At 62.0% G+C, this 23,188-nt stretch carries 24 protein-coding genes and 1 pseudogene; 6 read left to right on the forward strand and 19 right to left on the reverse strand.

The genetic code is table 11. From position 1 onward, the window contains the following. Positions 1–77 precede the first annotated feature (77 nt). Genes C8K66_RS29980 through ubiE form a run of 9 tightly spaced genes read right to left on the reverse strand, consistent with a single transcriptional unit; the run spans position 78 to position 6,061 of the window. On the reverse strand, positions 78–785 hold the full coding sequence (locus C8K66_RS29980) for a 16S rRNA (uracil(1498)-N(3))-methyltransferase (protein WP_046490843.1): 708 nt from the start codon (positions 783–785) through the stop codon (positions 78–80). Continuing rightward, on the reverse strand, positions 782–1,576 hold the full coding sequence (gene tatC, locus C8K66_RS29985) for a twin-arginine translocase subunit TatC (RefSeq protein WP_017849888.1): 795 nt from the start codon (positions 1,574–1,576) through the stop codon (positions 782–784). Before tatC ends, C8K66_RS29980 begins: the two co-directional genes overlap by 4 nt. Then, the gene (tatB, locus tag C8K66_RS29990) at positions 1,573–1,983 is read right to left on the reverse strand and encodes a Sec-independent protein translocase protein TatB (RefSeq protein WP_017849887.1); all 411 of its coding nucleotides are present in this window, start codon (positions 1,981–1,983) and stop codon (positions 1,573–1,575) included. Before tatB ends, tatC begins: the two co-directional genes overlap by 4 nt. Before the next feature lie 10 nt (positions 1,984–1,993). Continuing rightward, entirely contained in the window at positions 1,994–2,272 is a 279-nt protein-coding gene (locus C8K66_RS29995) for a twin-arginine translocase TatA/TatE family subunit (protein WP_017849886.1), read from the reverse strand. 25 nt (positions 2,273–2,297) lie between these two features. Next, a complete protein-coding gene (locus tag C8K66_RS30000) occupies positions 2,298–2,630 on the reverse strand; it encodes a phosphoribosyl-ATP diphosphatase (RefSeq protein WP_017849885.1) in 333 nt (110 codons plus the stop codon). 2 nt (positions 2,631–2,632) lie between these two features. After that, positions 2,633–3,025 carry a phosphoribosyl-AMP cyclohydrolase gene (gene hisI, locus C8K66_RS30005; protein WP_017849884.1) on the reverse strand — a complete coding sequence of 131 codons (393 nt, stop codon included), beginning with the start codon at positions 3,023–3,025 and terminating at the stop codon, positions 2,633–2,635. Positions 3,026–3,066: 41 nt separating this feature from the next. Continuing rightward, the gene (gene ubiB / locus C8K66_RS30010) at positions 3,067–4,671 is read right to left on the reverse strand and encodes a ubiquinone biosynthesis regulatory protein kinase UbiB (RefSeq protein WP_046384977.1); all 1,605 of its coding nucleotides are present in this window, start codon (positions 4,669–4,671) and stop codon (positions 3,067–3,069) included. Beyond that, a complete protein-coding gene (locus C8K66_RS30015; protein ID WP_017849882.1) occupies positions 4,668–5,291 on the reverse strand; it encodes an SCP2 domain-containing protein in 624 nt (207 codons plus the stop codon). Before C8K66_RS30015 ends, ubiB begins: the two co-directional genes overlap by 4 nt. Continuing rightward, positions 5,291–6,061 (reverse strand): bifunctional demethylmenaquinone methyltransferase/2-methoxy-6-polyprenyl-1,4-benzoquinol methylase UbiE, encoded by a 771-nt coding sequence (gene ubiE / locus C8K66_RS30020; protein ID WP_017849881.1) that lies wholly within the window; start codon positions 6,059–6,061, stop codon positions 5,291–5,293. The genes C8K66_RS30015 and ubiE overlap by 1 nt, the downstream gene beginning before the upstream one ends. 144 nt (positions 6,062–6,205) lie before the next feature. On the opposite strand from ubiE, the gene C8K66_RS30025 reads away from it, so the two are divergent. From C8K66_RS30025 to C8K66_RS30035, 3 genes are all read left to right on the forward strand, one after another. Continuing rightward, the gene (locus C8K66_RS30025; RefSeq protein WP_017849879.1) at positions 6,206–6,481 is read left to right on the forward strand and encodes a polyhydroxyalkanoic acid system family protein; all 276 of its coding nucleotides are present in this window, start codon (positions 6,206–6,208) and stop codon (positions 6,479–6,481) included. A gap of 104 nt (positions 6,482–6,585) precedes the next feature. Beyond that, entirely contained in the window at positions 6,586–7,008 is a 423-nt protein-coding gene (locus tag C8K66_RS30030) for a phasin family protein (RefSeq protein ID WP_046384976.1), read from the forward strand. Between the two features lie 12 nt (positions 7,009–7,020). Then, complete coding sequence (locus tag C8K66_RS30035; RefSeq protein ID WP_057003629.1) at positions 7,021–7,890, forward strand: phasin family protein; 870 nt, start codon at positions 7,021–7,023, stop codon at positions 7,888–7,890. A 113-nt stretch (positions 7,891–8,003) separates the two neighbouring features. Here C8K66_RS30035 and C8K66_RS30040 read toward each other — a convergent pair whose 3' ends face one another. From C8K66_RS30040 to C8K66_RS30090, 10 genes are all read right to left on the reverse strand, one after another. Then, positions 8,004–8,624: a TetR/AcrR family transcriptional regulator gene (locus C8K66_RS30040; protein ID WP_017849876.1), complete on the reverse strand. Its 621-nt coding sequence runs from the start codon at positions 8,622–8,624 to the stop codon at positions 8,004–8,006. Between the two features lie 28 nt (positions 8,625–8,652). Beyond that, positions 8,653–10,335 (reverse strand): class II poly(R)-hydroxyalkanoic acid synthase, encoded by a 1,683-nt coding sequence (phaC, locus tag C8K66_RS30045; protein ID WP_046384974.1) that lies wholly within the window; start codon positions 10,333–10,335, stop codon positions 8,653–8,655. An 88-nt stretch (positions 10,336–10,423) separates the two neighbouring features. After that, entirely contained in the window at positions 10,424–11,269 is an 846-nt protein-coding gene (gene phaZ / locus C8K66_RS30050) for a poly(3-hydroxyalkanoate) depolymerase (RefSeq protein ID WP_017849874.1), read from the reverse strand. Positions 11,270–11,432: 163 nt separating this feature from the next. Further along, complete coding sequence (gene phaC, locus C8K66_RS30055) at positions 11,433–13,112, reverse strand: class II poly(R)-hydroxyalkanoic acid synthase (RefSeq protein ID WP_046384973.1); 1,680 nt, start codon at positions 13,110–13,112, stop codon at positions 11,433–11,435. 249 nt (positions 13,113–13,361) lie between these two features. Continuing rightward, the gene (locus C8K66_RS30060; RefSeq protein ID WP_057003631.1) at positions 13,362–13,739 is read right to left on the reverse strand and encodes a gamma-butyrobetaine hydroxylase-like domain-containing protein; all 378 of its coding nucleotides are present in this window, start codon (positions 13,737–13,739) and stop codon (positions 13,362–13,364) included. A gap of 146 nt (positions 13,740–13,885) precedes the next feature. Further along, positions 13,886–15,223, reverse strand: a complete 1,338-nt coding sequence (hslU, locus tag C8K66_RS30065) for an ATP-dependent protease ATPase subunit HslU (RefSeq protein WP_046384972.1) — start codon at positions 15,221–15,223, stop codon at positions 13,886–13,888. A gap of 38 nt (positions 15,224–15,261) precedes the next feature. Continuing rightward, the gene (gene hslV, locus C8K66_RS30070) at positions 15,262–15,792 is read right to left on the reverse strand and encodes an ATP-dependent protease subunit HslV (protein ID WP_010563201.1); all 531 of its coding nucleotides are present in this window, start codon (positions 15,790–15,792) and stop codon (positions 15,262–15,264) included. 272 nt (positions 15,793–16,064) lie between these two features. Then, positions 16,065–16,766: an SPOR domain-containing protein gene (locus C8K66_RS30075; RefSeq protein WP_017849870.1), complete on the reverse strand. Its 702-nt coding sequence runs from the start codon at positions 16,764–16,766 to the stop codon at positions 16,065–16,067. A gap of 1 nt (position 16,767) precedes the next feature. Next, complete coding sequence (gene argS, locus C8K66_RS30080) at positions 16,768–18,504, reverse strand: arginine--tRNA ligase (RefSeq protein WP_057003632.1); 1,737 nt, start codon at positions 18,502–18,504, stop codon at positions 16,768–16,770. A gap of 231 nt (positions 18,505–18,735) precedes the next feature. Then, positions 18,736–20,955: a primosomal protein N' gene (locus C8K66_RS30090; RefSeq protein WP_108526685.1), complete on the reverse strand. Its 2,220-nt coding sequence runs from the start codon at positions 20,953–20,955 to the stop codon at positions 18,736–18,738. Positions 20,956–21,180: 225 nt separating this feature from the next. On the opposite strand from C8K66_RS30090, the gene rpmE reads away from it, so the two are divergent. The 3 genes and pseudogenes from rpmE (at position 21,181) to C8K66_RS30105 (ending at position 23,033) form a co-directional block, all read left to right on the forward strand. Continuing rightward, the gene (gene rpmE, locus C8K66_RS30095) at positions 21,181–21,411 is read left to right on the forward strand and encodes a 50S ribosomal protein L31 (RefSeq protein WP_017849866.1); all 231 of its coding nucleotides are present in this window, start codon (positions 21,181–21,183) and stop codon (positions 21,409–21,411) included. Between the two features lie 14 nt (positions 21,412–21,425). Further along, positions 21,426–21,512, forward strand: a pseudogene (locus C8K66_RS31445) (thermonuclease family protein); the annotation flags it as partial. A 252-nt stretch (positions 21,513–21,764) separates the two neighbouring features. Continuing rightward, positions 21,765–23,033 carry a malic enzyme-like NAD(P)-binding protein gene (locus C8K66_RS30105; RefSeq protein WP_017849864.1) on the forward strand — a complete coding sequence of 423 codons (1,269 nt, stop codon included), beginning with the start codon at positions 21,765–21,767 and terminating at the stop codon, positions 23,031–23,033. Positions 23,034–23,188: the final 155 nt, after the last annotated feature.

The raw sequence follows: 23,188 nt of genomic DNA on the forward strand, positions 1-23,188 counted from the left end.
GCGAACTCCCGTGGAACAAGGCTTGGACTTATTCGAAGGTTATCGGCAGCGCAGCAGGAATCTGTAGGGATGGGTGGCTAGAACAGCCGGGCGAGCAGGGCGGTGACGGCGGTTTCCACGCGCAGGATGCGCGCACCCAGTTGCACCGGTTGCAAGCCGGCCTTGCTCAGCAGGTCGACCTCGTAGGGTATCCAGCCGCCTTCCGGGCCGATGGCCAGGGTTACCGGCTCGTCCAGACCGCGCGGGCACGGCGGGTAATCGCCGGGATGGCCGATCAGGCCGAGGGTGCCTGCGGTCATGGCGGGCAGGCGGTCTTCGACGAAGGGCTTGAAGCGTTTTTCGATGACGATTTCCGGTAGCACTGTGTCGCGCGCCTGTTCCAAGCCGAGGATCAATTGCTCGCGAATCGCCTCGGGCTCCAGGAAGGGGGTTTGCCAGAAGCTCTTTTCCACGCGGTAGCTGTTGACCAGCACGACCTTCGGCACGCCCATGGCGGCGACGGTCTGCAGCACCCGGCGCAGCATTTTCGGGCGTGGCAGGGCCAGCAGCAGGGTCAGCGGCAGTTTGGCCGGCGGCGGCAGGTCGAAGGCCACTTGCAGCTCGGCTTCGTGGGCTTCCAGGCGCAGCACTTGGGCATTGCCCATCAGCCCGCCGATACGCCCGACCCGCAGGTTGTCGCCCGCCGTCGCGCGGTGGACGTCCTGCATATGCACCAGGCGCCGGTCACGCAGGACCACCCGGTCGGCCGCGATAAAGTCGGCCTCTTCAAGCAGCAACAGGTTCACGGCTGGGTCGCTGGCGGCTGGTCGTTGTCGTCGGCGGCTTGGTCGTCGGGGTGTTCGCCACGCTTGGTGATCAGGCTGCTGAACAGGATGCCGATCTCGAACAGCATCCACATCGGCACGGCCAGCAGGGTCTGGGAGAAAATGTCCGGCGGGGTCAGGATCATGCCGACCACGAAGCAGCCGATGACCACGTAGGGACGGATCTTCTTCAGGTACTGCACGTTGACCACGCCGATCCATACCAGCAACACCACGGCCACCGGAATTTCGAAGGCCACGCCGAAGGCGAAGAACAGCGTCATCACGAAGTCGAGGTAGCTGGTGATGTCGGTCATCATCTCCACGCCGGCCGGGGTGGCGGCGGCGAAGAACTTGAAGATCAGCGGGAACACCAGGAAGTAAGCGAACGCCATGCCGGTGTAGAACAGCAGGATGCTCGACACCAGCAACGGCACCGCGATGCGCTTCTCATGCTTGTACAGGCCGGGGGCGATGAAGCCCCAGATCTGGTGCAGGATCACCGGGATCGCCAGGAACAGCGAGACCATCATGGTCAGCTTCAATGGCGTCAGGAACGGCGACGACACGTCGGTGGCGATCATCGTCGCGCCGGCCGGCAGGTAATGGCGCAGTGGCGTGGAGACGAAGGTGTAGATCTGCTGGGTAAAGGCGAACAGCCCGGCAAAGATCACGAAGATCGCCGCCACGCAACGCAGCAGGCGGGTACGCAGCTCGGTGAGGTGCGAGACCAGTGGCATGTGCTGGTCGTTTTCCGGTTTATCAGCGCTCATGGGGCTCGCGGCGGCAATGTAGGGTCATGGGGAGCGGGCGGCGCGGTTGGCGTCGGCGCTGGCTCGGTTGGAGCGGTCGGGGTAGCGGGCGCTGCTTCAACAACGGGCGTGGGCGCAATGCTGTGTTCGGCCACCGGTGTCACCGGCTTGGCCTGCTCCTGCACCGGCGTCAGAATATTGCGCGCCTCCTGCTCCAACGACAGGATGTGTTCGTTGTGCAGTTGGCGGCGGATTTCGTCGGCGCCGATTTCCCGTTCAACTTCCTGTTTGATGGCGTTGAAACTGCGTTTCAGACGCCCGATCCACAAGCCGGCCGTGCGCGCGGCACCGGGCAGGCGTTCCGGCCCGAGTACCAGCAAGGCCACGAGGCCGACGAGCAGCAGTTCAGAGAAGCTGATACCAAACATTAGTCAGTGCTCACGAGTCTTTGCGGATCGGCTCTTCGACTTTTTCAGCCTGCACGTCGAAGGTGCGACGCTCGGTGATCGGCTGGGTCGCCTGCGGGTGGACCGGTTGGGCCGGCGGCACCGGGTTGGCGGCGGGTTCGGCGGGTTTTTCGTCGTCGTTCATGGCCTTGCGAAAGCCCTTGATCGACTCGCCCACGTCGGTGCCGAGGTTTTTCAGTTTCTTGGTGCCAAATACCAGAACGACCACCACCAAGATGACGATCCAATGTTTCCAGTCAAAAATGCCCATGCTGCAATTCCTCTGTAAAAGTTATTCAGGCGGACGGGCGCGAGGCCTTTTCGGCATGCCCGGACAAGCCGAAGCGACGGTCCAGTTCATCCAGCACGGCCTGCGGATGCTGCCCCAGTTGGGCGAGCATGACCAGGCTGTGGAACCATAGGTCGGCGGTTTCGTAGATCACATCGCTGCAGTCGCCGCTGATCTCGGCATCCTTGGCGGCGATGATGGTCTCGACGGATTCTTCGCCGAGTTTTTCCAGGATCTTGTTCAGGCCCTTGTGGTACAGGCTGGCGACGTAGGAGCTTTCGGCATCCGCGCCTTTGCGCTCTTCCAGCACCTGGGCCACACGGTTCAGGGTATCGCTCATGTTCAGTGTCCTGCCGAGTAAATGGCGTGCGGGTCTTTGAGTACCGGCTCCACAACCTTCCACTCGCCGTTCTCGAACACGCGATAGAAGCAGCTGTGGCGGCCGGTGTGGCAGGCGATGCCGCCGATCTGCTCGACCTTGAGGATCACCACGTCGGCGTCGCAGTCCAGGCGTATCTCGTGCAGGGTTTGCACGTGCCCGGACTCTTCGCCCTTGCGCCACAGTTTGCCACGTGAACGTGACCAGTAAATGGCGCGCTGCTCAGCGGCGGTGAGGCTCAGGGCCTCGCGGTTCATCCAGGCCATCATCAGCACGCGCCCGGTCTTGTAGTCCTGGGCAATGGCCGGCACCAGGCCGTCACTGTCCCACTTGATCTCATCCAGCCAGTCTTTCATCTTCGGCTCCGGCAATTTGCGACAGTGTATAACCGGATTGGCTACCGACGCACGATCAGATAAACACCCACGGCGACCATGATGCCGGCCGGCCAGTGGCCCAGTTGATTCAGCGGCCCGCCGATGGCCAGCATCACCCCGCCGACCAGATGCGCGGCGCCCAGCAGGCGCAGGAACCAGTCGTCCTTGCGCGTGTGCCACGGCGGCGTCGGGTCTTTGGCGTGGGGCTGGGACATGCGTTCCAGCAGGTCGCGGGTCATGTTGGCCAGGTGCGGCAGTTGCTCCACCTGGCTCTGCAGGTTGCCCAGCAGGGTTTTCGGGCTGACCCGCTCGCGCATCCAGCGTTCGAGGAACGGCTGGGCGGTGTTCCACAGGTCGAGGTCGGGGTACAGCTGGCGGCCCAGGCCTTCAATGTTCAGCAGGGTTTTCTGCAGCAGCACCAACTGCGGCTGCACTTCCATATTGAAGCGCCGCGCGGTCTGGAACAGGCGCATCAGCACCTGGCCGAAGGAAATGTCTTTCAGCGGTTTTTCGAAGATCGGCTCGCACACGGTGCGGATCGCCGCTTCGAATTCGTTGAGCTTGGTTTCCGCCGGCACCCAACCCGAATCGATGTGCAACTGCGCCACGCGGCGGTAATCGCGCTTGAAGAAGGCGAACAGGTTGCGCGCCAGGTAGTCCTGGTCTTCCGGGGTCAGGCTGCCGACGATGCCGCAGTCGATCGCAATGTACTGCGGGCTCCACGGGTTGAGGGTGCTGACGAAGATATTGCCGGGGTGCATGTCGGCATGGAAGAAACTGTCGCGGAACACCTGGGTGAAGAAGATCTCCACGCCGCGCTCGGCGAGCATCTTCATGTTGGTGCGCTGGTCGGCCAGGGTCGCGAGGTCGGTGACCTGCACGCCGTAGATGCGCTCCATCACCAACACTTTAGGGCGGCACCAGTCCCAATACACTTGCGGCACATACAGCAGCGGTGAGCCTTCAAAGTTGCGCTTGAGCTGGCTGGCGTTGGCCGCTTCGCGCAGCAGGTCGAGTTCGTCGTAGATGGTTTTTTCGTAGTCGGCGACCACGTCCACCGGGTGCAACAGGCGCGCGTCGGCGGAGAAGCGTTCGGCGGCGCGGGCGAGAATGAACAGCCACGCCAGGTCTTGGCCGATGATCGGTTTGAGGCCCGGGCGAATCACCTTCACCACCACTTCTTCGCCGGTCTTGAGCTGCGCCGCATGCACTTGCGCCACCGAGGCCGAGGCCAGGGGCTCGACGTCGAAACGGCTGAACACGTCGCTGATCTTCTGGCCCAACTGCTCTTCGATCAGCTTCATCGACTGCTGCGAATCGAACGGCGGCACGCGGTCCTGCAGCAGCATCAGTTCGTCGGCGATGTCTTCGGGCAGCAGGTCGCGACGGGTCGAGAGGATCTGCCCGAACTTGATAAAGATCGGCCCCAGATCCTGCAAGGCCAGGCGCAGGCGCGCGCCACGGCTCAGGTCCAGCGGCTTGCGCGGGAACCAGCGCCACGGCAGCACATAGCGCACGGCAAGCAGGAACCACGGCAACGGCAGGGCGAACAGCAGGTCATCGAGGCGGTAGCGGATTACGACGCGCTGGATACGGAACAAACGGCGGACGGCGAGCAGCTTCATGCGTTATCGCTTGGATCAAGGGAACGGCTCAGGCGCTCGAAGCGGGCCTCAAGGCGTTCCAGGTCGATTTTGGCCTTGTCGAGTTCACGAAAGCGCGCTTGCGCTTCCCGTTGTCCGACCAGGGTGCGCGATTCTTCGCTCAGGTATTCGGCGAGGTTCTGGTTGAGGCTGGCGAACCCCTGCTGGTACCAGCGCGTGCGACTGCGCAGGTGGCCGCTGATCAACTGGGTGGGCACGGGGCCGATCCAGCGCGACAGTTCGTATTCCCAGTCCAGTTCCAGGTCCTGCAGCACGGCGGCCAGGTCCATCAGCACCGCGCTGTCGCCTTCCAGCGCCACTTCGGGGCCGTGGAGGATGGCGGTCTTGTTGCGGCTCAGCGCCAGGTGCAACAGGCTCGAGGCCGGCGCACGCAGGGTGCAGTCGGCCTCGGCGGCCCAATGGGTCGCGAGCAACAGGCCTTCGTCGCTGGGCAGGATAAACAGCTGCAAGGCGGGGCTCGTGCAGTCGACGGCGATGATCTTGCCGTTCAAGTGCGCCAGCCGCGCCAGGGCGGTGCTGTCCAGGCGCAGCACGCGGTTGACGCCGTGTTCGACGCTGGCGAGCAGGCCTTGGAACAGCATCAGGGCTTGATGCCGCGGTGCAGGGCGACGATGCCCGAGGTCATGTTGTGGTAGGTCACGCGGTCGAAACCGGCGTCCACCATCATCGACTTCAGGGTTTCCTGGTCGGGGTGCATGCGGATCGATTCGGCCAGGTAGCGATAGCTCTCGGCGTCGTTGGTGATCAGCTTGCCCATCAACGGCATGAAGGCGAACGAGTAGGTGTCGTAGACCTTGGACATCAGCGCGTTGGTCGGCTTGGAGAACTCCAGCACCAACAGCCGGCCACCGGGCTTGAGCACGCGCAGCATCGAGCGGATCGCGTCTTCCTTGTGGGTCACGTTGCGCAGGCCGAAGGCGATGGTCACGCAGTCGAAATGGTTGTCGGGGAACGGCAGCTTTTCCGCATCGGCCTGGACGAATTCGATATTGCCGGCCACGCCTTTGTCGAGCAGGCGATCGCGGCCGACCTTGAGCATCGAGCCGTTGATATCCGCCAGCACCACCTGGCCGGTCGGGCCGACCAGCTTGGAGAACTTGGCCGCCAGGTCGCCCGTGCCGCCAGCGATGTCCAGCACGCGGTTGCCGGTACGCACGCCCGACAGTTCGATGGTGAAGCGCTTCCACAGGCGGTGCATGCCGCCGGACAGCACGTCGTTCATCAGGTCGTACTTGGCCGCAACGGAGTGGAACACTTCAGCGACTTTCTGCGCTTTCTGGCTTTCCGGGACGTTCTTGAAGCCGAAGTGAGTGGTGGGTTCGGCATCGCTGCCTTTGCGCTGATCAGTCATATCGCTGTCACCAAAAGAGAATGCGGGACATGATAATCCCCAAGGCCTGCTTTGTCTTGGCAAGGCTGAAGGTAAGATAGGTGCTCACCGAGACCTTTTGCCGCATGGCAGGTGTTCAAGTCGTTATAAAGAGGAGTCGTTGCAATGGCCCGTATCACTGTTGAACGTGCACACACCCTGGGTAAAGAAGGCGCACGGGCGAAGGCCGAGAAGCTGGCACAGAAACTCCAGGATCAATATGGCCTGGAGCCTTCGTGGTCTGGCGATACGTTGAACCTCAAGCGTTCGGGGGTTAAAGGCACGGTGCAGGTTGCCGCTGATCTGTTGCGTATCGATGTGGAACTGGGCCTGCTGATGTCGGCCATGAGTGGCACCATCAAGACTGAAATCGAGAAAGCCCTGGATAAAGCCTTGGCCTGATCCGACTGTTGTTAGGGTGCCGATTCTAATTTTTCTGCCTACTTTGTGCCCAAGCCCTCAACTTCTGCGGGCCGTTCCTCCACCCTTTTTGCGTGAGGTGCACCATGGCCAAAGTTACCCTGAAGAAAAAAATCGACGCCCCGAGCCACGCCCTGGACGAGGTTAAAACCTATGCCCGCAAGATCTGGCTGGCAGGCCTGGGTGCCTATGCCAGGGTCGGAAACGAGGGCGGCGCGTACTTCAAAGAGCTGGTAAAGACTGGGCAACATGTTGAAAGTAAAGGTAAAAAAGTTGCCGTTGAACAACTTGATGCTGCCAACAGTCAGATTGACCAAGTAAAGAGTAATCTCTCCAGCGTCAAAGGCCGGGTTGAAGTTCAACTGGATAAAGTTGAAAAAGCTTTTGACACTCGTGTTGCAAGTGCCTTGAATCGAATCGGCATTGCGTCTAAACATGACGTGGAGACACTCTCTGCTAAGCTCGAAGAGCTGACGGCATTGCTCGAACGTGTCGCGCGTAAACACTAAGGAGACATCGGGATGGCTGTTAAAAAGACTACTCAGAAAGAAGGCAGCTCGTGGGTCGGGAAAGTTGAAGAATATTCCCGCAAGATCTGGCTGGCTGGTTTAGGCGTTTACTCGAAGATCGACAGTGACGGCAGCAAACTCTTCGAGACGTTGGTTAAAGACGGCGAGAAGGCCGAGAAGTTGACCAAAAGCACCGTGGGTAAAAAAGTCGATGCGGCCAAGGCCAGCGCCGGTTCCGCCAAGTCGAGCATTTCCGAGACTTGGAACAAGTTGGAAGAAACTTTCGACAAGCGCCTTAACAGTGCGATTTCGCGACTGGGCGTACCCAGCCGTGCTGAAGTGAAAGCACTGCACAGCAAGGTCGAGACCCTGACCAAGCAAATCGAAAAACTCACCGGTGCCAAAGTCACCCCGGTGAAGGCTGCTGCGTCCAAGCCTGCCGCTAAAACCGCTGCCGCCAAACCGGCTGCGAAAACGGCCGCCAAGCCACTGGTCAAAGCCGCCGCCAAGCCGGCTGCCAAACCTGCGGCCAAAGCGCCAGCCAAAGCCGTGGCTAAACCTGCGGCCAAGCCAGCGGCGAAAGTTGCAGCGGCCAAACCTGCGGCCAAGCCAGCCGCTAAACCAGTGGCCGCTAAAGCCGCTGCCAAGCCTGCTGCCAAACCCGCCGCTAAAGCGGTCGCCGCCAAACCTGCTGCGGCCAAACCTGCCGCCGCGAAGAAGCCGGTAGCCGCGAAAAAGCCCGCAGCAGCGAAGCCGGCCGTGGCCGCCAAGCCTGCGCCTGCGGCACTCGCCGCTTCCAGCGCCAACTCGGCAGCCGCGCCGACCGCTGCGCCTGCACCGACTGCCGCATCGGTAACCCCGACGCCATCCAGTCAGTCCTGATCTTTTCGGGGCACCTGAAAAAGCGCCCGGCCTGTGAAGGTCGGGCGTTTTTATGATCGGTCAGTCCATTCGATTGCCGCACGGTTCTCGCGCAGTGCCTGTAAGGCACACGTTTAACCCGGATCGTCCATATAGCGCAGCGCCAGGCGCTCCGTGGTTTCCCGCGCCGCTGGCAACAGGTGCGGCGCGACCAGCATCATGATCTGGTAGACCACCACCTGCACCTCGCCTTCACGGTCGAGAATGCGTTGGTAGTCCAGGGAAAACAGCAGGGTCATGGTGATCTGCTCAACCAATTGGCCTAGCGCCTGGGTGCTGCTGACCAACTGCCCCGCCGCCTGCAGCCGTGCGAGTAATGACGCCAGGGTGCGCTTGAGCGCCGTGAGCAGGTGGCGAATGCCCCTTGCCAGTTTCGGCAGGCGCCCCGCCAGGTTCGACAGGTCCTGGAACAGGAACCGGTAATGGGCCATGCGCTCGACGATCAGGTGCAGGAACAGCCAGTAATCCTGGGCCTCCAGTTGCGCGCCTGGCGGTGGGTCGAGCAGGGGCGCCAGCTCACTCTGGAAACGCTCGAACAGCCCGAGCACCAGCGGTTCCTTGCCATGGAAGTGGTAGTAGAGATTGCCGGGGCTGATCCCCATTTCATTGGCCACCTCCATGGTCGACACGTTCGGTTCGCCCTTGTGGTTGAACAACAGCAGGGCACATTCAAGGATACGGTCGCGGGTTTTCATCCGGTCTTCTTAAATAGGATCGTTGAGCTCAGCGGACCCGCACGTAAGTGCCTGGCGCTGCTTCCATCGGTGGGTAATTCTGGTTGCCCAGGGCGGTGAGGGTTTCGCGTTGTACGCCCGAGCGCGCTTGAATCCACGCCAGCCACTCGGGCCACCAACTGCCTTCGACGTGGCTGGCGTCGTAGTACCAGGCGCGTGGGTCGCTGCTCAGCTTGAGGTTCTCGACGTAGTTGGCCTTGGGGTTGCCCGGCGGGTTGAGGATGCTCTGGATATGCCCGCTGTTGGACAGCACGAAGCGCCGCTCGCCGCCCAGCAACTGCGTGGAGCGGTACACCGCGTCCCATGGCGTGATGTGGTCGTTGATCCCGGCCACGCTGAAGCTGTCCACCGTGACCTTCTGCAAGTCGATGGGCGTGCCGCACACTTCCAGGCCACCGGGACGGCTCAGCGGGTTGTGTTTGAAGAAGTCCAGCAGGTCGCCATGCAGGGCGGCGGGCAGGCGCGTGTTGTCGTTGTTCCAGTACAGGATGTCGAAGGCCGGCGGTTCCTTGCCCAGCAGGTAGTTGTTGATCCAGTAGTTCCAGATCAGGTCGTTGGGGCGCATCCAGGCAAATACCTTGGCCATGTCGCGACCGTCCAGCACGCCCTGCTGGTAGGAACGGCGCTTGGCGGCTTCCAGGGTTTGCTCGTCGGCGAACAGGGTGGCGGGGCTGTCGATCTGGCTGTCGAGCAGGCTCACCAGATAGCTGGCGCTGGCGACGCGGCGCAACTGGCGCTTGGCTTGCAGGTGGCCTTGCAGCGCGGCGATGGTCAGGCCGCCGGCGCAGGCGCCCATCAGGTTGACCTCGCGGGCGCCGGTGATTGCGCGGCAGACGTTGAGTGCTTCCTCCAGCGCGGCCACGTAGGTGGACAGGCCCCATTCGCGGTGGCGCACATCCGGGTTGCGCCAGCTGACGATGAAGGTCTGCAGGCTGTTTTTCAGGGCGTACTGCACGAAGCTGTTGGCCGGGCTCAGGTCGAAGATGTAGTACTTGTTGATTTGCGGCGGCACGATCAACAGGGGCTTGGCGTACTGCTTTTCGCTCATGGGCTTGTACTGGATCAGCTCCAGCAGCTCATTGCGAAACACCACCGAGCCTGGCGTGGTGGCGACGGTCTTGCCCACTTCAAAGGCGTGCTTGCTGACCTGGCGCGGCAGGCCGTTGTTGTGCAGCATGTCTTCGAACAGGTTGCTCACGCCGCGCACCACGCTGTTACCGCCGGAGTTGAGCAGTTCCTTGATGGCCAGCGGGTTGAGCAAGGTGTTGGAGGGCGATACCGCATCGTTGATCAGGGTGAACGCGAAGTGCGCGCGGGCGCGGTCATCGGCGCTCAGGGTGCTGTCATCGATCCAGCTGCGGGTTTGCTTCTGCCAGCTCAGGTACGCCTGCAGGCTGCGCCGGTACAGCGGGTTGAGGGCCCAGGTCGGGTCGATGAAGCGGCTGTCGTGGGGGTTGGGTTCATGCACGGTTTCGCCCAGCAGCACGCGCCCCAGTTGACCGCCCAGGGCCAGGGCATGACGAGCGGTATGCACCGGGTTGCGCAAGCCGTGGGCGGCTACGCTGCGCAGGGTCGACAGCAAGTCCCGGCCGCGCAGGCCGGTGATCGCATTTTGCGCATTGATGAACACGGCAGGGGTGGGCGCCGGGTTCGTCACGGGTCGTTCTCGCATGAGCCAACACTCCTTCGTCAAGTCATCAACAGGCACGCCAATTCAGAACCATAGTCGGTTCTCGGCAAGTTGCGCGGCGGTGTGGTCCTTACACCGCCGGACGGGGATGAATCACCGCGCGCAGGCGCTCCTCCTCGAGAAATTTCATGATGATCGGCGCCACGGCTTCGGCGCGAGTGATCAGGAACAGGTGGCCATCATCGATGATGTGCAGCTGTGCGTTGGGAATGCGCCAGGCGAGCATCCGCATGTTGATCAGTGGGATCAGCGGGTCGTCGTCCCCGGCCAGCACCAGGGTCGGCTGACGGATCTTGTGCAGCCAGTGGATGCTGGTCCAGCCCAGCCCGGCGAACAGTTGCCAGTAGTAACCCAGCTTGCCGGCCGAGCGCACTTTGCTCGCATGTTCGGCGGCCAGGTTCGAATCGCGGCGGAACGAACCGCCATAAATCATCGGTGCAATACGCACCACGTGAGACGGCTGGATATAGCGCCGCGGGCTCGCCATCAGCCACAGCACTTTCGGCTTGCCCGGCACCATCACCGCACCGGCGGCGGTCGCGGCGAGAATCAGCTTCTTGCAGCGCTCCGGGTAGTCGTAGGCAAACTGCTGCGCCAACGCGCCGCCCCAGGACACGCCCACCGCATTCACCTGGCCGTAGTCCAGGTAATCGAGCATGCGCGCGGTGAGCTTGGCCAGGCCGGGAAAGCGATACGGCCGCTTGGGTGTCGACGAGCCGCCCACGCCCGGCACATCGAAGGCGATCACTTCCAGGTCCGGGTCCAGGGCCTGGACGAACGGAAACACCAGCTCGAGGTTGGCGCCGATGCCGTTGAAGATCAGCAGTGGCGTCAAGTGCGACTTGCCCGGGCGTACCGCCGTGCGGATGGTCTGGCCATCCAGGTCGATGGTGCGGAAAATGAACGGTTGCGGCATGCTCAAGCCCTGTGAAGTATTGCAGTCCGAGTGAGGTCAGTGTGGGAGGGGGCTTGCTCCCGATGACGTTCGGTCAGTCAATGGATCTGGCGACTGATACACCGCTATCGGGAGTAAGCTCCCTCCCACATTTGATCTCATTTCAATCCCAAAAAAGTGTGCTCTAGCGTTCATGCACATAGGTACCCGGTGCCGCTTCGGCTGCGGCGTAGGTTTTATTGCCTAATGTCGTCGGTGCCTTCTTCAACTTGCCCGCCCGCTCCGCCTGCCACGCCTGCCAATGCAACCACCACGAGTCGGTGTGCTTGGTCGCATTTTCCTGCCATTCCAGCGGCTTGCCCGCCAGGCCGTCGCTGGTCTGGTAGCGCGCCTTGGGGTTGCCCGGCGGGTTGAGGATGCTCTGGATATGCCCGCTGCTCGACAGCACAAACTCCACCTTGCCGCCAAACAGCTGCGCCGACTTGTAGCAGGACTGCCACGGCGTGATGTGGTCGTTGGTGCCGGCCAACGAGTAGATATCGGCCGTGACCTGCTTGAGGTCGATCGGCGTGCCGCACACTTCCAGGGCATTGGCGCGCACCAGCGGGTTGTTCTTGAACAGTTCGATCAGGTCGCCGTGGAATGCCGCCGGCAAGCGCGTGGTGTCGTTGTTCCAGAACAGGATGTCGAACACCGGCGGCTCGTTGCCCAGCAGGTAGTTGTTGACCCAGTAGTTCCAGATCAGGTCGTTGGGGCGCATCCAGGCAAACACCTTGGCCATGTCGCGACCTTCCAGCACGCCGGCCTGGTAGGAGTGGCGCTTGGCCGCTTCCAGCGTCTGCTCGTCGACGAACAGCGCCACCTGGGTGTCCAGGGTGGTGTCCAGCACGCTCACCAGCAGGGTCAGGGCGTTGACCTTCTTCTCCCCCAGCGCCGCGTAGTGGCCGAGCAGGGCGGTGCAGGTGATGCCGCCGGAGCAGGCGCCGAGCATGTTGATGTCTTGACTGCCGGTAATCGCGGTGACCACATCGACCGCTTCCTTGAGCGCCTCGATATAGGTCGACAGGCCCCACTCGCGCTGGGCCTTGGTCGGGTTGCGCCAGCTGACGATAAACGTCTGCTGGCCGTTGCGCAGGCAGAAGCGCGCCAGGCTCTTATCCGGGCTCAGGTCGAAGACATAGAATTTGTTGATCTGCGGCGGCACCACCAGCAGCGGGCGTTCGTGGACCTGTTCGGTGATCGGCTTGTACTGGATCAGCTCCAGCACGTCATTGCGAAACACCACCGAACCTTCGCTGGTGCCCAGGGACTTGCCGACCTCAAACGCGCCCATGTTGACCTGGCTCGGCATGCCGCCGTTGTGAACCATGTCCTTGGCCAGGTGGGACAGGCCGTCGAGCAGGCTTTTGCCGCCGGTTTCAAAGAAGCGCTTGACCGCCGCCGGGTTGGCCGCCGTGTTGGAGGGGGCCATGGCTTCGGTCATCAGGTTGATCACGAAGTGACCGCGGCTGATGTCCTGTTCCGACAGGTTGCTGTCACCGATCCAGTCGTGCAGTTCCTTGCGCCACGCCAGGTAGGTTTGCAGGTAACGCTTGTAGAGTGGGTTCTGGCTCCAGGCCGGGTCGTGAAAGCGACGGTCATCGCTTTCGGGCATCAGCGCGGATTTGCCGAACATCACATTTTTCAATTCGACGCCAAAGTGGGCGACATGCTTGACGCTGTGCAACGGTTGTCTGATGGCTTGGCTCAGCACCATCTTCGCTGAGGCCAATAAGTCCTTTTTACGTAACGCGATGATCGGGTTCAGCCCCAAGGTGTTTTCCGAGGCCTGGCGTTTCAAGTCATCGTTATTCTTGTTACTCATCTACGACGCTCCATTGTCCGAAAGACGAGTACCGGGTACCGCTGCGCACCACGTTTCGATACACAACACAAGCCAGGTACTGCGACTCGGGTGACCGTTGATACCGCATCGTCAAATGCAGGGAACTTGCCAGTTCCATTGGTTACCCGAGTTTAATTTTTTTCGCAAGCGGGCCAATCGTTGGCCACAGGAGTGGGCATTCAAGCAGATGGAATTAGAAAATGCCCTCTAAAGCGCAAGAAGCCTGGGCTAGAGCATCAGCCGCACGACTGACTGATCCGGGTCGCGGGTTTTTCCGGCCGCTTTGAGTTCGGCGAGGTAATCGGCCCACAGCGCGTCCTGACGCACGGCCAGTTGGTAGAGGTAGTCCCAGGTGAACAATCCGCTGTCGTGTCCGTCGTCGAAGATCAATTTCAGTGCGTACTGACCGGCCGGTTCGATCTTGTTCAAGCGCACGTTGAGCTTGCCGAATTGCAGGATCGGTTTGCCGTGGCCCTGGACTTCGGCGGAAGGCGAATGTACCCGTAGGAATTCGGCGGGCAACTGGTAGGCCTCGTCGGGCCCGTAGGTGAGGCCGAGGGTGTTGGAGGTTTTGTGCAGGTTTACAGCAGTAGGAAATTTCGACATTGATGAGATCCTGAATAAACCGGCTTCAAAATGTGGGAGGGGGCTTGCTCCCGATGGCGGTGTGTCAGTCAGCATACATCTGTCTGACCGACCGCTATCGGGGGCAAGCCCCCTCCACATTGAAGCAAAGCAGTGCTGTGTGAGGCTTACAGGATATAGCGAGACAGATCTTCGTTCTGCGCCAATTCGCCCAAGTGGCTGTTGACGTAGGCGGCGTCGATCTGGATCGCTTCGCCATTCTGCGCACCGGCCAGGTCGCCGGCGCTGAACGACACTTCCTCGAGCAGGCGCTCCAGCAAGGTGTGCAGGCGACGGGCGCCGATGTTCTCGGTCTTCTCGTTGACCTGCCAGGCGATTTCCGCCAGGCGCTTGATGCCGTCCGGCAGGAACTCGATGGCGAGGCCTTCGGTTTTCAGCAGCTCGCGGTATTGCTCGGTGAGCGAGGCATGCGGCTCGCTGAGGATGCGTTCGAAGTCGCCCGGGGTCAGCGCCTTGAGCTCCACGCGAATCGGCAGGCGGCCTTGCAGCTCCGGCACCAGGTCGCTTGGCTTGCTCAGGTGGAACGCACCGGAGGCGATAAACAGGATGTGGTCGGTCTTGACCATGCCCAGCTTGGTGTTGACGGTGCAGCCTTCGATCAGCGGCAGCAGGTCGCGCTGTACGCCCTCGCGGGACACGTCGACGCCACCGGAGTTACCGCGCTTGGCCACCTTGTCGATCTCATCGATAAACACGATTCCATGCTGCTCGACCGCTTCCAGGGCCTTGGCCTTGAGTTCTTCCTCGTTCACCAGGCGCCCGGCTTCTTCGTCGCGCACCAGTTTCAGCGCTTCCTTGACCTTGAGCTTGCGGCTTTTCTTCTTGCCCTTGCCCATGTTGGCGAACAGGTTCTGCAGCTGGCTGGTCATTTCTTCCATGCCGGGCGGCGCGGAGATGTCGACGCCGGACATTTCGGCGACTTCGATCTCGATTTCCTTGTCATCCAGCTGGCCTTCACGCAGGCGTTTGCGGAACAGCTGGCGAGTGTTGGAGTCCGAGGCTGGCGCGGCGTCTTCGTTGAAACCCATGCGCGCCGGTGGCAGCAGGGCGTCGAGGATACGTTCTTCGGCGGCGTCTTCGGCGCGGTGGCTGACCTTGGTCATTTCCTGTTCGCGCAGCAGCTTCAAGGCAGCGTCGGCCAGGTCACGAATGATCGACTCGACGTCGCGGCCCACGTAGCCGACTTCGGTGAACTTGGTCGCTTCGACCTTGATGAACGGGGCATTGGCCAACTTGGCCAGGCGCCGGGCGATTTCGGTTTTACCGACGCCGGTCGGGCCGATCATCAGGATGTTCTTGGGCGTTACTTCAACGCGCAGTTCTTCCGGCAGTTGCATCCGGCGCCAGCGGTTACGCAGCGCGATGGCAACGGCGCGCTTGGCATCGTCCTGGCCGATGATATGGCGATTGAGTTCATGGACGATTTCGCGGGGAGTCATGGACATAATGTTTGGCGGTCCTCAAGCGGGAATAAGCCTACGGCTTACTCGGCGAGGTCCTGCTCCTCAATGGTGAAGTTGTGGTTGGTGAACACGCAGATATCGCCAGCGATACCCAGGGCGGTTTCGACGATTTCGCGGGCCGACAGGTCGGTTTTCTTCAACAGTGCGCTGGCTGCCGCTTGGGCATAGCCACCGCCGGAGCCCATGGCGATCAGGCCGTGTTCAGGCTCAACCACATCGCCGTTACCGGTGATGATCAGCGACGCGTCTTTGTTGGCAACGGCCAGCATGGCTTCGAGGCGGCTGAGGGAGCGGTCGGTACGCCATTCTTTGGCGAGTTCGACGGCGGCGCGAACCAGGTGGCCCTGGTGTTTTTCCAGCTGGCCTTCGAAACGCTCGAACAGGGTGAAGGCGTCTGCGGTGGCGCCGGCAAAGCCTGCGAGCACCTGGCCGTGGTACAGGCGACGCACTTTCTTCGCGTTGCCTTTCATCACGGTATTGCCAAGGGAAACCTGGCCGTCGCCGCCCATGACGACTTTGCCGTGGCGACGTACTGAAACGATGGTGGTCAAGGGGAGAGTCTCCACGCAGCGGGGCGAAAATGCCCTGGTGGGAACTGATATGGGGGTAGCGGGGATGATTTCAACCTTGGGAGGTTGGTACGGACGAATGGTGTCTATTGGTCTGACACCCTTTCGAGAACCGCCTAAAACCAATGTGGGAGGGGGCTTGCCCCCGATCGCGGTGTACCAGTCGCCGAAAATATTGACTGATCTACCGCTATCGGGGGCAAGTCGAATCGTCGCACCGCCCCTCCCACATTTTGATTGGTGTTGGCTGTAGGTCAGCGGCTCTGGCGCTGTTGTAACAACAGGTTGCTAAAGCCCGCGCCGGCCAATTGTTTCTGCGCCACGGTCAGTTGCTCGCGGTTGCTGAACGGGCCCACCAACACTCGATACCACGTTGCCTCCTTCACCGTGCCGGACTCCACCGTGACCGCCTGGCCCAGCAGGATGATCTGTGCACGCACGCGATCGGCGTCCGCCTGTTTCGGGAACGAGCCCGCCTGCAGGAAGAACTTGGTCACCGGCGCGGCCTTGGTGGTCGCAACCGGCGGCGGTGGCGGCGGGGTGATCCCGGCCAGCGCGGCCTGGGCCCGTGCCGTGTCGATTTTGGCCGCTTCCGCCGGAGTGACCGGTGTGGTCGGTACTTGCGGCGTCGGCAGGGTTTTCTCCGGCACGGCGTCGGGCGGCACGATCACTTCCGATTCCGGCAGCAGGGTGTAGAAGTCGTACTTGGGCTTCACCGGCGCGGTCGGGCTTGGCGCGGTCTTGTTGGCCTCGGCCATTTTCGTGGCTTTTTGCTGCTCCTGTTTGACCCGTTTGACGTCATCGCCCTGGCCGGGGTCCAGCTTCATCAGGAATACGATAAACGCGCCGACCGTGAGGCCGATGGCCATCCACAACCAGCCCGGAATGGGCTTCTTCGCCGGTGCCTGGTAGCGGCTGGCGCCGCGCTTGGGTGCAGGTTTTTTCTTGGCAGCCAACTTACATACGCTCCAGAGTTTCCAGGCCCAACAGTTCCAGGCCTTGCTTGAGGGTCCGTCCAGCCAGTGCGGCGAGGCGCAGGCGACTCTGCTTGTGGGCTTCGTCGTCGGCGGTGAGGATCGGGCAGTTCTCGTAGAAGCTGGAGAACAGCCCGGCGACTTCGTACAGGTAGGTGCAGAGGATGTGCGGCGTGCCTTTCTCGCCGACGCTGTTCAGCACTTCGCCGAATTGCGCCAGCTTGGCGCCCAGTTCCTGTTCCTGGGGCGCTTGCAATACGATCTGCCCTTGCACTTCGCTGAAGTCCTTGCCCAGCTTGCGGAACACCCCGGCCACGCGGGTGTAGGCGTACAGCAGGTACGGCGCGGTGTTGCCTTCGAAGTTGAGCATCAGCTCGAAGTTGAAGCTGTAGTCGCTGGTGCGGTGCTTGGACAGGTCGGCGTATTTCACCGCGCCAATGCCCACCACGCGGGCAATGTTGCGCAGGTCGGCGTCCGCCAGCTCTGGGTTCTTTTCCTTCACCAGGTTGTAGGCACGTTCCTGGGCTTCGTTCAGCAGGTCGATCAGTTTCACGGTGCCGCCGTCGCGGGTCTTGAACGGGCGGCCGTCGGCGCCGTTCATGGTGCCGAAGCCCATGTGTTCCATGTGCATCGGGTGCGTGACGAAACCGGCGCGGCGCGCCACTTCGAACACCTGCTGGAAGTGCAGGGCCTGGCGCTGGTCGACGAAATACAACGCGCGATCCGCCTTGAGCACGCCGCTGCGGTAGCGCACGGCGGCCAGGTCGGTGGTGGCGTAGAGGTAGCCGCCATCGGCCTTGACGATGATCACCGGCAGCGGCTCGCCCTCGGCGGTCTTGAATTCTTCGAGGAACACGCACTGCGCGCCGTTGCTTTCCACCAGCAGGCCTTTGGCCTTGAGGTCATTGACCACGTTGATCAGGTCGTCGTTGTAGGCGCTTTCGCCCATGACGTCGGCCATGGTCAACTTGACGTTGAGCAGTTCGTAGATGTGCTGGCAGTGGGCCAGCGAGATATCGCGGAAACGCGACCACAGCTCCAGGCATTCCGTGTCGCCGGCTTGCAGCTTGACCACCAGGCCACGGGCGCGGTCGGCGAACGCTTCGGATTCGTCGAAACGCTTCTTCGCGGCGCGGTAGAAGTTTTCCAGGTCCGACAGCTCGTTGCTGGTGATCGGGTTTTCCTGCAGGTAGGCCATCAGCATGCCGAACTGGGTGCCCCAGTCACCGACGTGGTTCTGACGGATCACGGTGTCGCCGAGAAACTCCAGCACCCGCGCCACGCCGTCGCCGATGATGGTCGAGCGCAGGTGGCCGACGTGCATCTCTTTGGCCAGGTTGGGCGCCGACAGGTCGATGGCCACGCGCTCGGCAGGGCCGGCCTTGCGCACGCCGATTTTGGCATCGGCCAGCGCCGCGTCCAGGCGCGAAGCCAGGGCCTCGGTGTTCTGGAAGACATTGATAAAGCCCGGGCCGGCGATTTCGGCCTTGCTCACCTGCGGGTCGGCCGGCAGCGCGGCGATGATTTTCTCCGCCAGGTCGCGCGGCTTCATGCCGGCCGGCTTGGCCAGCATCATCGCGATGTTGCTGGCGAAGTCACCGTGGGTCTTGTCGCGGGTGTTTTCCACCTGGATCGCCGGCGTCAGGCCTTCAGGCAACACACCTTCGTTGACGAGTTGGGTGAGGGCTTGTTGGATCAGCTGGCGAATGGTGTCTTTCATGGTGTTCTCTTTCGACCGCAAGCGGTGGCGCGCGATGCGCAGGTGGAAAAACTGGGCATTATCCGTGGCGAGGGCGGGCTTGCCAACCGTTCCAGACCTGCGGGGCTTTTTAAGGGCATCCTGCCCACTTGTAGGAGCGAGCTTGCTCGCGAAAATCGTCAACGATAACGCGGATATTCGGGTTTACGTGGCGCTCTCGGGGTTTTCGCGAGCAAGCTCGCTCCTACAGGGCTAGTACAAATCGACCGGGTCCACATCCAACGACCATCGCACCTGGCGACCGCTGGGCATTTGCTCCAGCGCAAGTAACCAGCTACTTAACAGCCGGTGCAGCGGTGCGCGGGACGTTGCCTGCAAGAGTAGCTGAGCGCGGTAGCGTCCGGCGCGGCGTTCCATGGGCGCGGGCACCGGGCCGAGCAATTCGATGCCGCTCAGGCCCAACTCGCCGAGCAGGCGCTCGGCAGTGCTGCAGGCTTCATCGAGAAAACCTTCCGCCTGCCCTGGCTTGTGCGCCTCGGCGCGCAGCAGCGCGAGGTGGGCAAAGGGCGGCAGGCCGGCGGCGCGGCGTTCGCTCAAGGCCTGCTCGGCAAACGCGAAATAACCTTGTTCGGTCAGTTGGATCAGCAGCGGATGGTCGGCCAGGTGGGTCTGGATGATCACCTTGCCCGGCTCCTCGGCGCGCCCGGCACGGCCAGCGACCTGCACGATCAACTGCGCCATGCGCTCGCTGGCGCGGAAGTCGCCGGAGAACAAGCCGCCGTCGGCATCCAGGATCGACACCAGGGTCACCCGTGGGAAGTGATGCCCCTTGGCCAGCATCTGCGTGCCTACCAGGATGCACGGCTGACCCTTCTGGATGGTGGCGAACAGCTGGTTCATCGCGTCCTTGCGCGAGGTGCTGTCGCGATCGACCCGCAGCACCGGGTAGTCCGGGAACAGGATGCCCAGGCGTTCTTCGGCGCGTTCGGTGCCCGCGCCGACCGGTCGCAGGTCGACTTTGCCGCATTGCGGGCAATGGCGCGGTACTCGTTCCACATGGCCGCAGTGATGGCAGCGCAACTCGCCATGGCGCTGGTGTACGGTCATGCGCGCATCGCAGCGTTCGCATTCGGACATCCAGCCGCAGTCATGGCACAGCAAGGTCGGCGCGAAGCCGCGACGGTTGAGAAACACCAGGACTTGCTGGCCGGCGGCGAGGGTCTGGCCGATGGCTTGTTGCATCGGCCCGGAAATACCGCTGTCCAATGGTCGGCTTTTTACATCCAGGCGTAGGAAGCGCGGTTGCTTGGCGCCGCCTGCGCGCTCATTCAGGCGCAGCAGGCCATAGCGGCCGGTGTAGGCGTTATGCAGGCTTTCCAGGGACGGCGTGGCCGAACCCAGCACGATCGGAATGTCTTCCTGACGCGCCCGCACCAGGGCCAGGTCGCGGGCGTGGTAGCGCAGACCTTCCTGCTGTTTGTACGAACCGTCGTGTTCTTCGTCGATGATGATCAGCCCGGGGTTTTTCATCGGGGTGAACAGCGCCGAGCGGGTGCCGATAATAATGTCGGCCTCGCCGTCCCGCGCCGCCAGCCACGACTCCAGGCGCTCACGGTCGTTGACCGCCGAATGCACCAGGGCGATGCGTGCGTTGAAACGCTGCTCGAAGCGCGCCAGGGTCTGCGGGCCGAGGTTGATCTCGGGGATGAGTACCAGCGCCTGTTTGCCCGCTTGCAGGGTTTCGCGGATCAACTGCAGATAGACTTCGGTCTTGCCGCTGCCGGTCACGCCGGCCAGCAGGAACGCGTGAAAGCAGTCAAAACCTGCGCGAATGGCTTCATAGGCCGCACGTTGCTCGGGGTTCAGCGGCAATTCCGGTTGGGCCAGCCAGTGTTCATGGCGCGGGTCCGGCGCGTGCTTGCGGATCTCGACCTGCACCAGGCCTTTGGCGAGCAGCAGGTCGAGGCTGTCTTTGCTCAGCATCAGCTTGCTCAAGAGCTGGTGGGCCACGCCATGGGGATGCTGCGCCAGTGTCGCCAGGGCGTCACGCTGACGCGGGGCGCGGGCGATGCGCGGGTCGTCGAGGCGCGCGCCGGGCACCGTCGACCAGAAGCGTTCCTGGCGCGCTTCGGCCAGCTCGCCCTGGCGCAGCAGCACCGGCAGCGCCCAGCTCAAGGTGTCGCCCAGGCTGTGCTGGTAATACTGGGCGGTCCACAGGCACAGCTTGAACAACGCCGGCGGCAGCGGCGGCGTGGTGTCGAGGATGGCCACGGCCGGCTTGAGCTTTTCCGCCGGCACTTCACTGTGATCGGCCACCTCCACCAGGATGCCGATCATTTCCCTGCGCCCGAACGGCACCCGCACCCGCATGCCTGGCTGCAACTGCGCCCGCAGCACGCCGGCCGGGGCCCGGTAGTCGAACAGGCGGCGCAGGGGCGAGGGCAGGGCTAGGCGCAAAATGGCGTCGGGCACGCAGGGGTTCTCTATAAAGGAGGGTGATGACGAAGGGCGGGAGCCTAGCAGACGAGGGATGCGTTGGGTATGCCGCGGTTTTCGGATGAAAGGGGCTTTGGTGTGCTGAATCGATGCAGAGCGGCGCTTGCGCGTTTAAAAAGGTCTGGTAGAATCCGCGGCCTAATTACGTGCGGTATTCGACAATGGTGTCGAGTGGCGGCACGCTAGCCTGAGGAAGTCACCATGAAAGCCGGTATCCATCCAGCGTACGAAACCATCGAAGTCACCTGCAGCTGCGGCAACAAGTTCGAAACCCGTTCGAACCTGTGCAAGCCACTGGGCACTGACGTATGCAACGAGTGCCACCCGTTCTACACCGGTAAGCAGAAAACTCTGGACACTGGCGGCCGTGTACAGCGCTTCGCAGATCGCTTTGGTGCTTTCGGCAAGAAGCCTGCTACTCCAGCAGAGTAAGGCTCAAAGGCCCTATGGGCTTTTGCCAGCTGTTGAAAAAGGCGTCCCTTGCGGGCGCCTTTTTTGTGCCCGCGATTTGGCTGGCGGCAGCCCAGGCCCGCCTCGACCATCAGGCTTCGCTCGGCTAAGCAGGCACTCCAGCGCAGTTGCAGTGGTTGAAATCGACACTCGAGGAAAAATTGTAGACATTTTTCAAGTAGATTGTGAACAGTTGAGCCCTTGTATCCCGTGGCTCTTGGCCGAAAGTCGTAGTGTACGGCGCTTGACACCGGTGACTGCCCAGTCTTGTAGGGGCTTTACGACACGAGTATCCTCGGCGGTCCGTCGACCAACAGTAAAAGCGGAATGCCGATATGTCTGATTTGAAAACTGCCGCTCTCGAATATCATGCCCTTCCTCGTCCAGGAAAGCTGAGTGTAGAGCTCACCAAAGCCACTGCCACCGCTCGCGACCTGTCGCTGGCCTACAGCCCTGGCGTTGCCGAGCCCGTCCGTGAAATCGCCCGTGACCCTGAGTTGGCGTACAAATACACCGGCAAAGGCAACCTGGTTGCAGTGATTTCCGATGGCACCGCGATTCTTGGCCTGGGTAACCTCGGTCCATTGGCTTCCAAGCCAGTCATGGAAGGTAAAGGCGTGCTGTTCAAGCGCTTTGCCGGCATCGATGTGTTCGACATCGAAGTCGATTCCGAGAGCCCGCAGGCTTTCATCGACACCGTCAAGCGCATTTCCATCACCTTCGGTGGCATCAACCTGGAAGACATCAAGGCACCTGAGTGCTTCGAGATCGAAAAGGCTCTGATCGAACAGTGCGACATTCCGGTATTCCACGATGACCAGCACGGCACCGCGATCGTTACCGCGGCCGGCATGATCAACGCCCTGGAAATCGCTGGCAAAACCCTGGCTGACGCCAAGATCGTCTGCCTGGGCGCTGGCGCTGCGGCCATCTCGTGCATGAAGCTGATCGTCAGCATGGGCGCCAAGCTGGAAAACATCTACATGGTCGACAGCAAGGGCGTGATCCAGTCCGAGCGTACCGACCTGAACCAGTACAAGGCGATGTTTGCGCATCCGTCCTCCAAGCGCACCCTGGCTGAGGCCCTCGACGGTGCCGACGTATTCGTCGGCCTGTCCGGTCCGAACCTGCTGAGCGCTGAAGGCCTGAAGGCCATGGCAGCCAACCCGATCGTGTTCGCCTGCTCCAACCCGGACCCAGAGATCGCGCCGGAACTGGCACACGCCACCCGCGACGACGTGATCATGGCGACTGGCCGTTCGGATTACCCGAACCAGGTCAACAACGTGCTGGGCTTCCCGTTCATCTTCCGCGGTGCCCTGGACGTTCGCGCCAAGCGCATCAACGAAGAAATGAAAGTGGCGGCCGCCAACGCCCTGCGTGAACTGGCCAAGCTGCCGGTGCCTCAGGACGTGTGCGATGCCTACGGTGGCGCCAAGCTGGAATTCGGTCGTGAGTACATCATTCCGAAACCAATGGACAAGCGCCTGATCACCGTGATCTCCGACGCCGTGGCCAAAGCTGCGATCGAGACCGGTGTGGCCACCCTGCCGTATCCGAAAAACTACCCGCTGCAAAGCGTGGATGATGTGTTCAACGGCTAAGCCGTTGTAGCGCACCAACAAAAAGCCCCGGCTCTTGCGAGTCGGGGCTTTTTGCTGTCTGGTGTCCCGTCCTGAATAAGGTTTACGCCTTCTGACCTATCTTCAGGAGGATTCAATGGATACGGGCAAAAGGCGCAGCCAGCGCGACTACACGT

The organism is Pseudomonas sp. GV105, from assembly GCF_003058185.1.
Taxonomy (GTDB): Bacteria; Pseudomonadota; Gammaproteobacteria; order Pseudomonadales; family Pseudomonadaceae; genus Aquipseudomonas; species Aquipseudomonas veronii.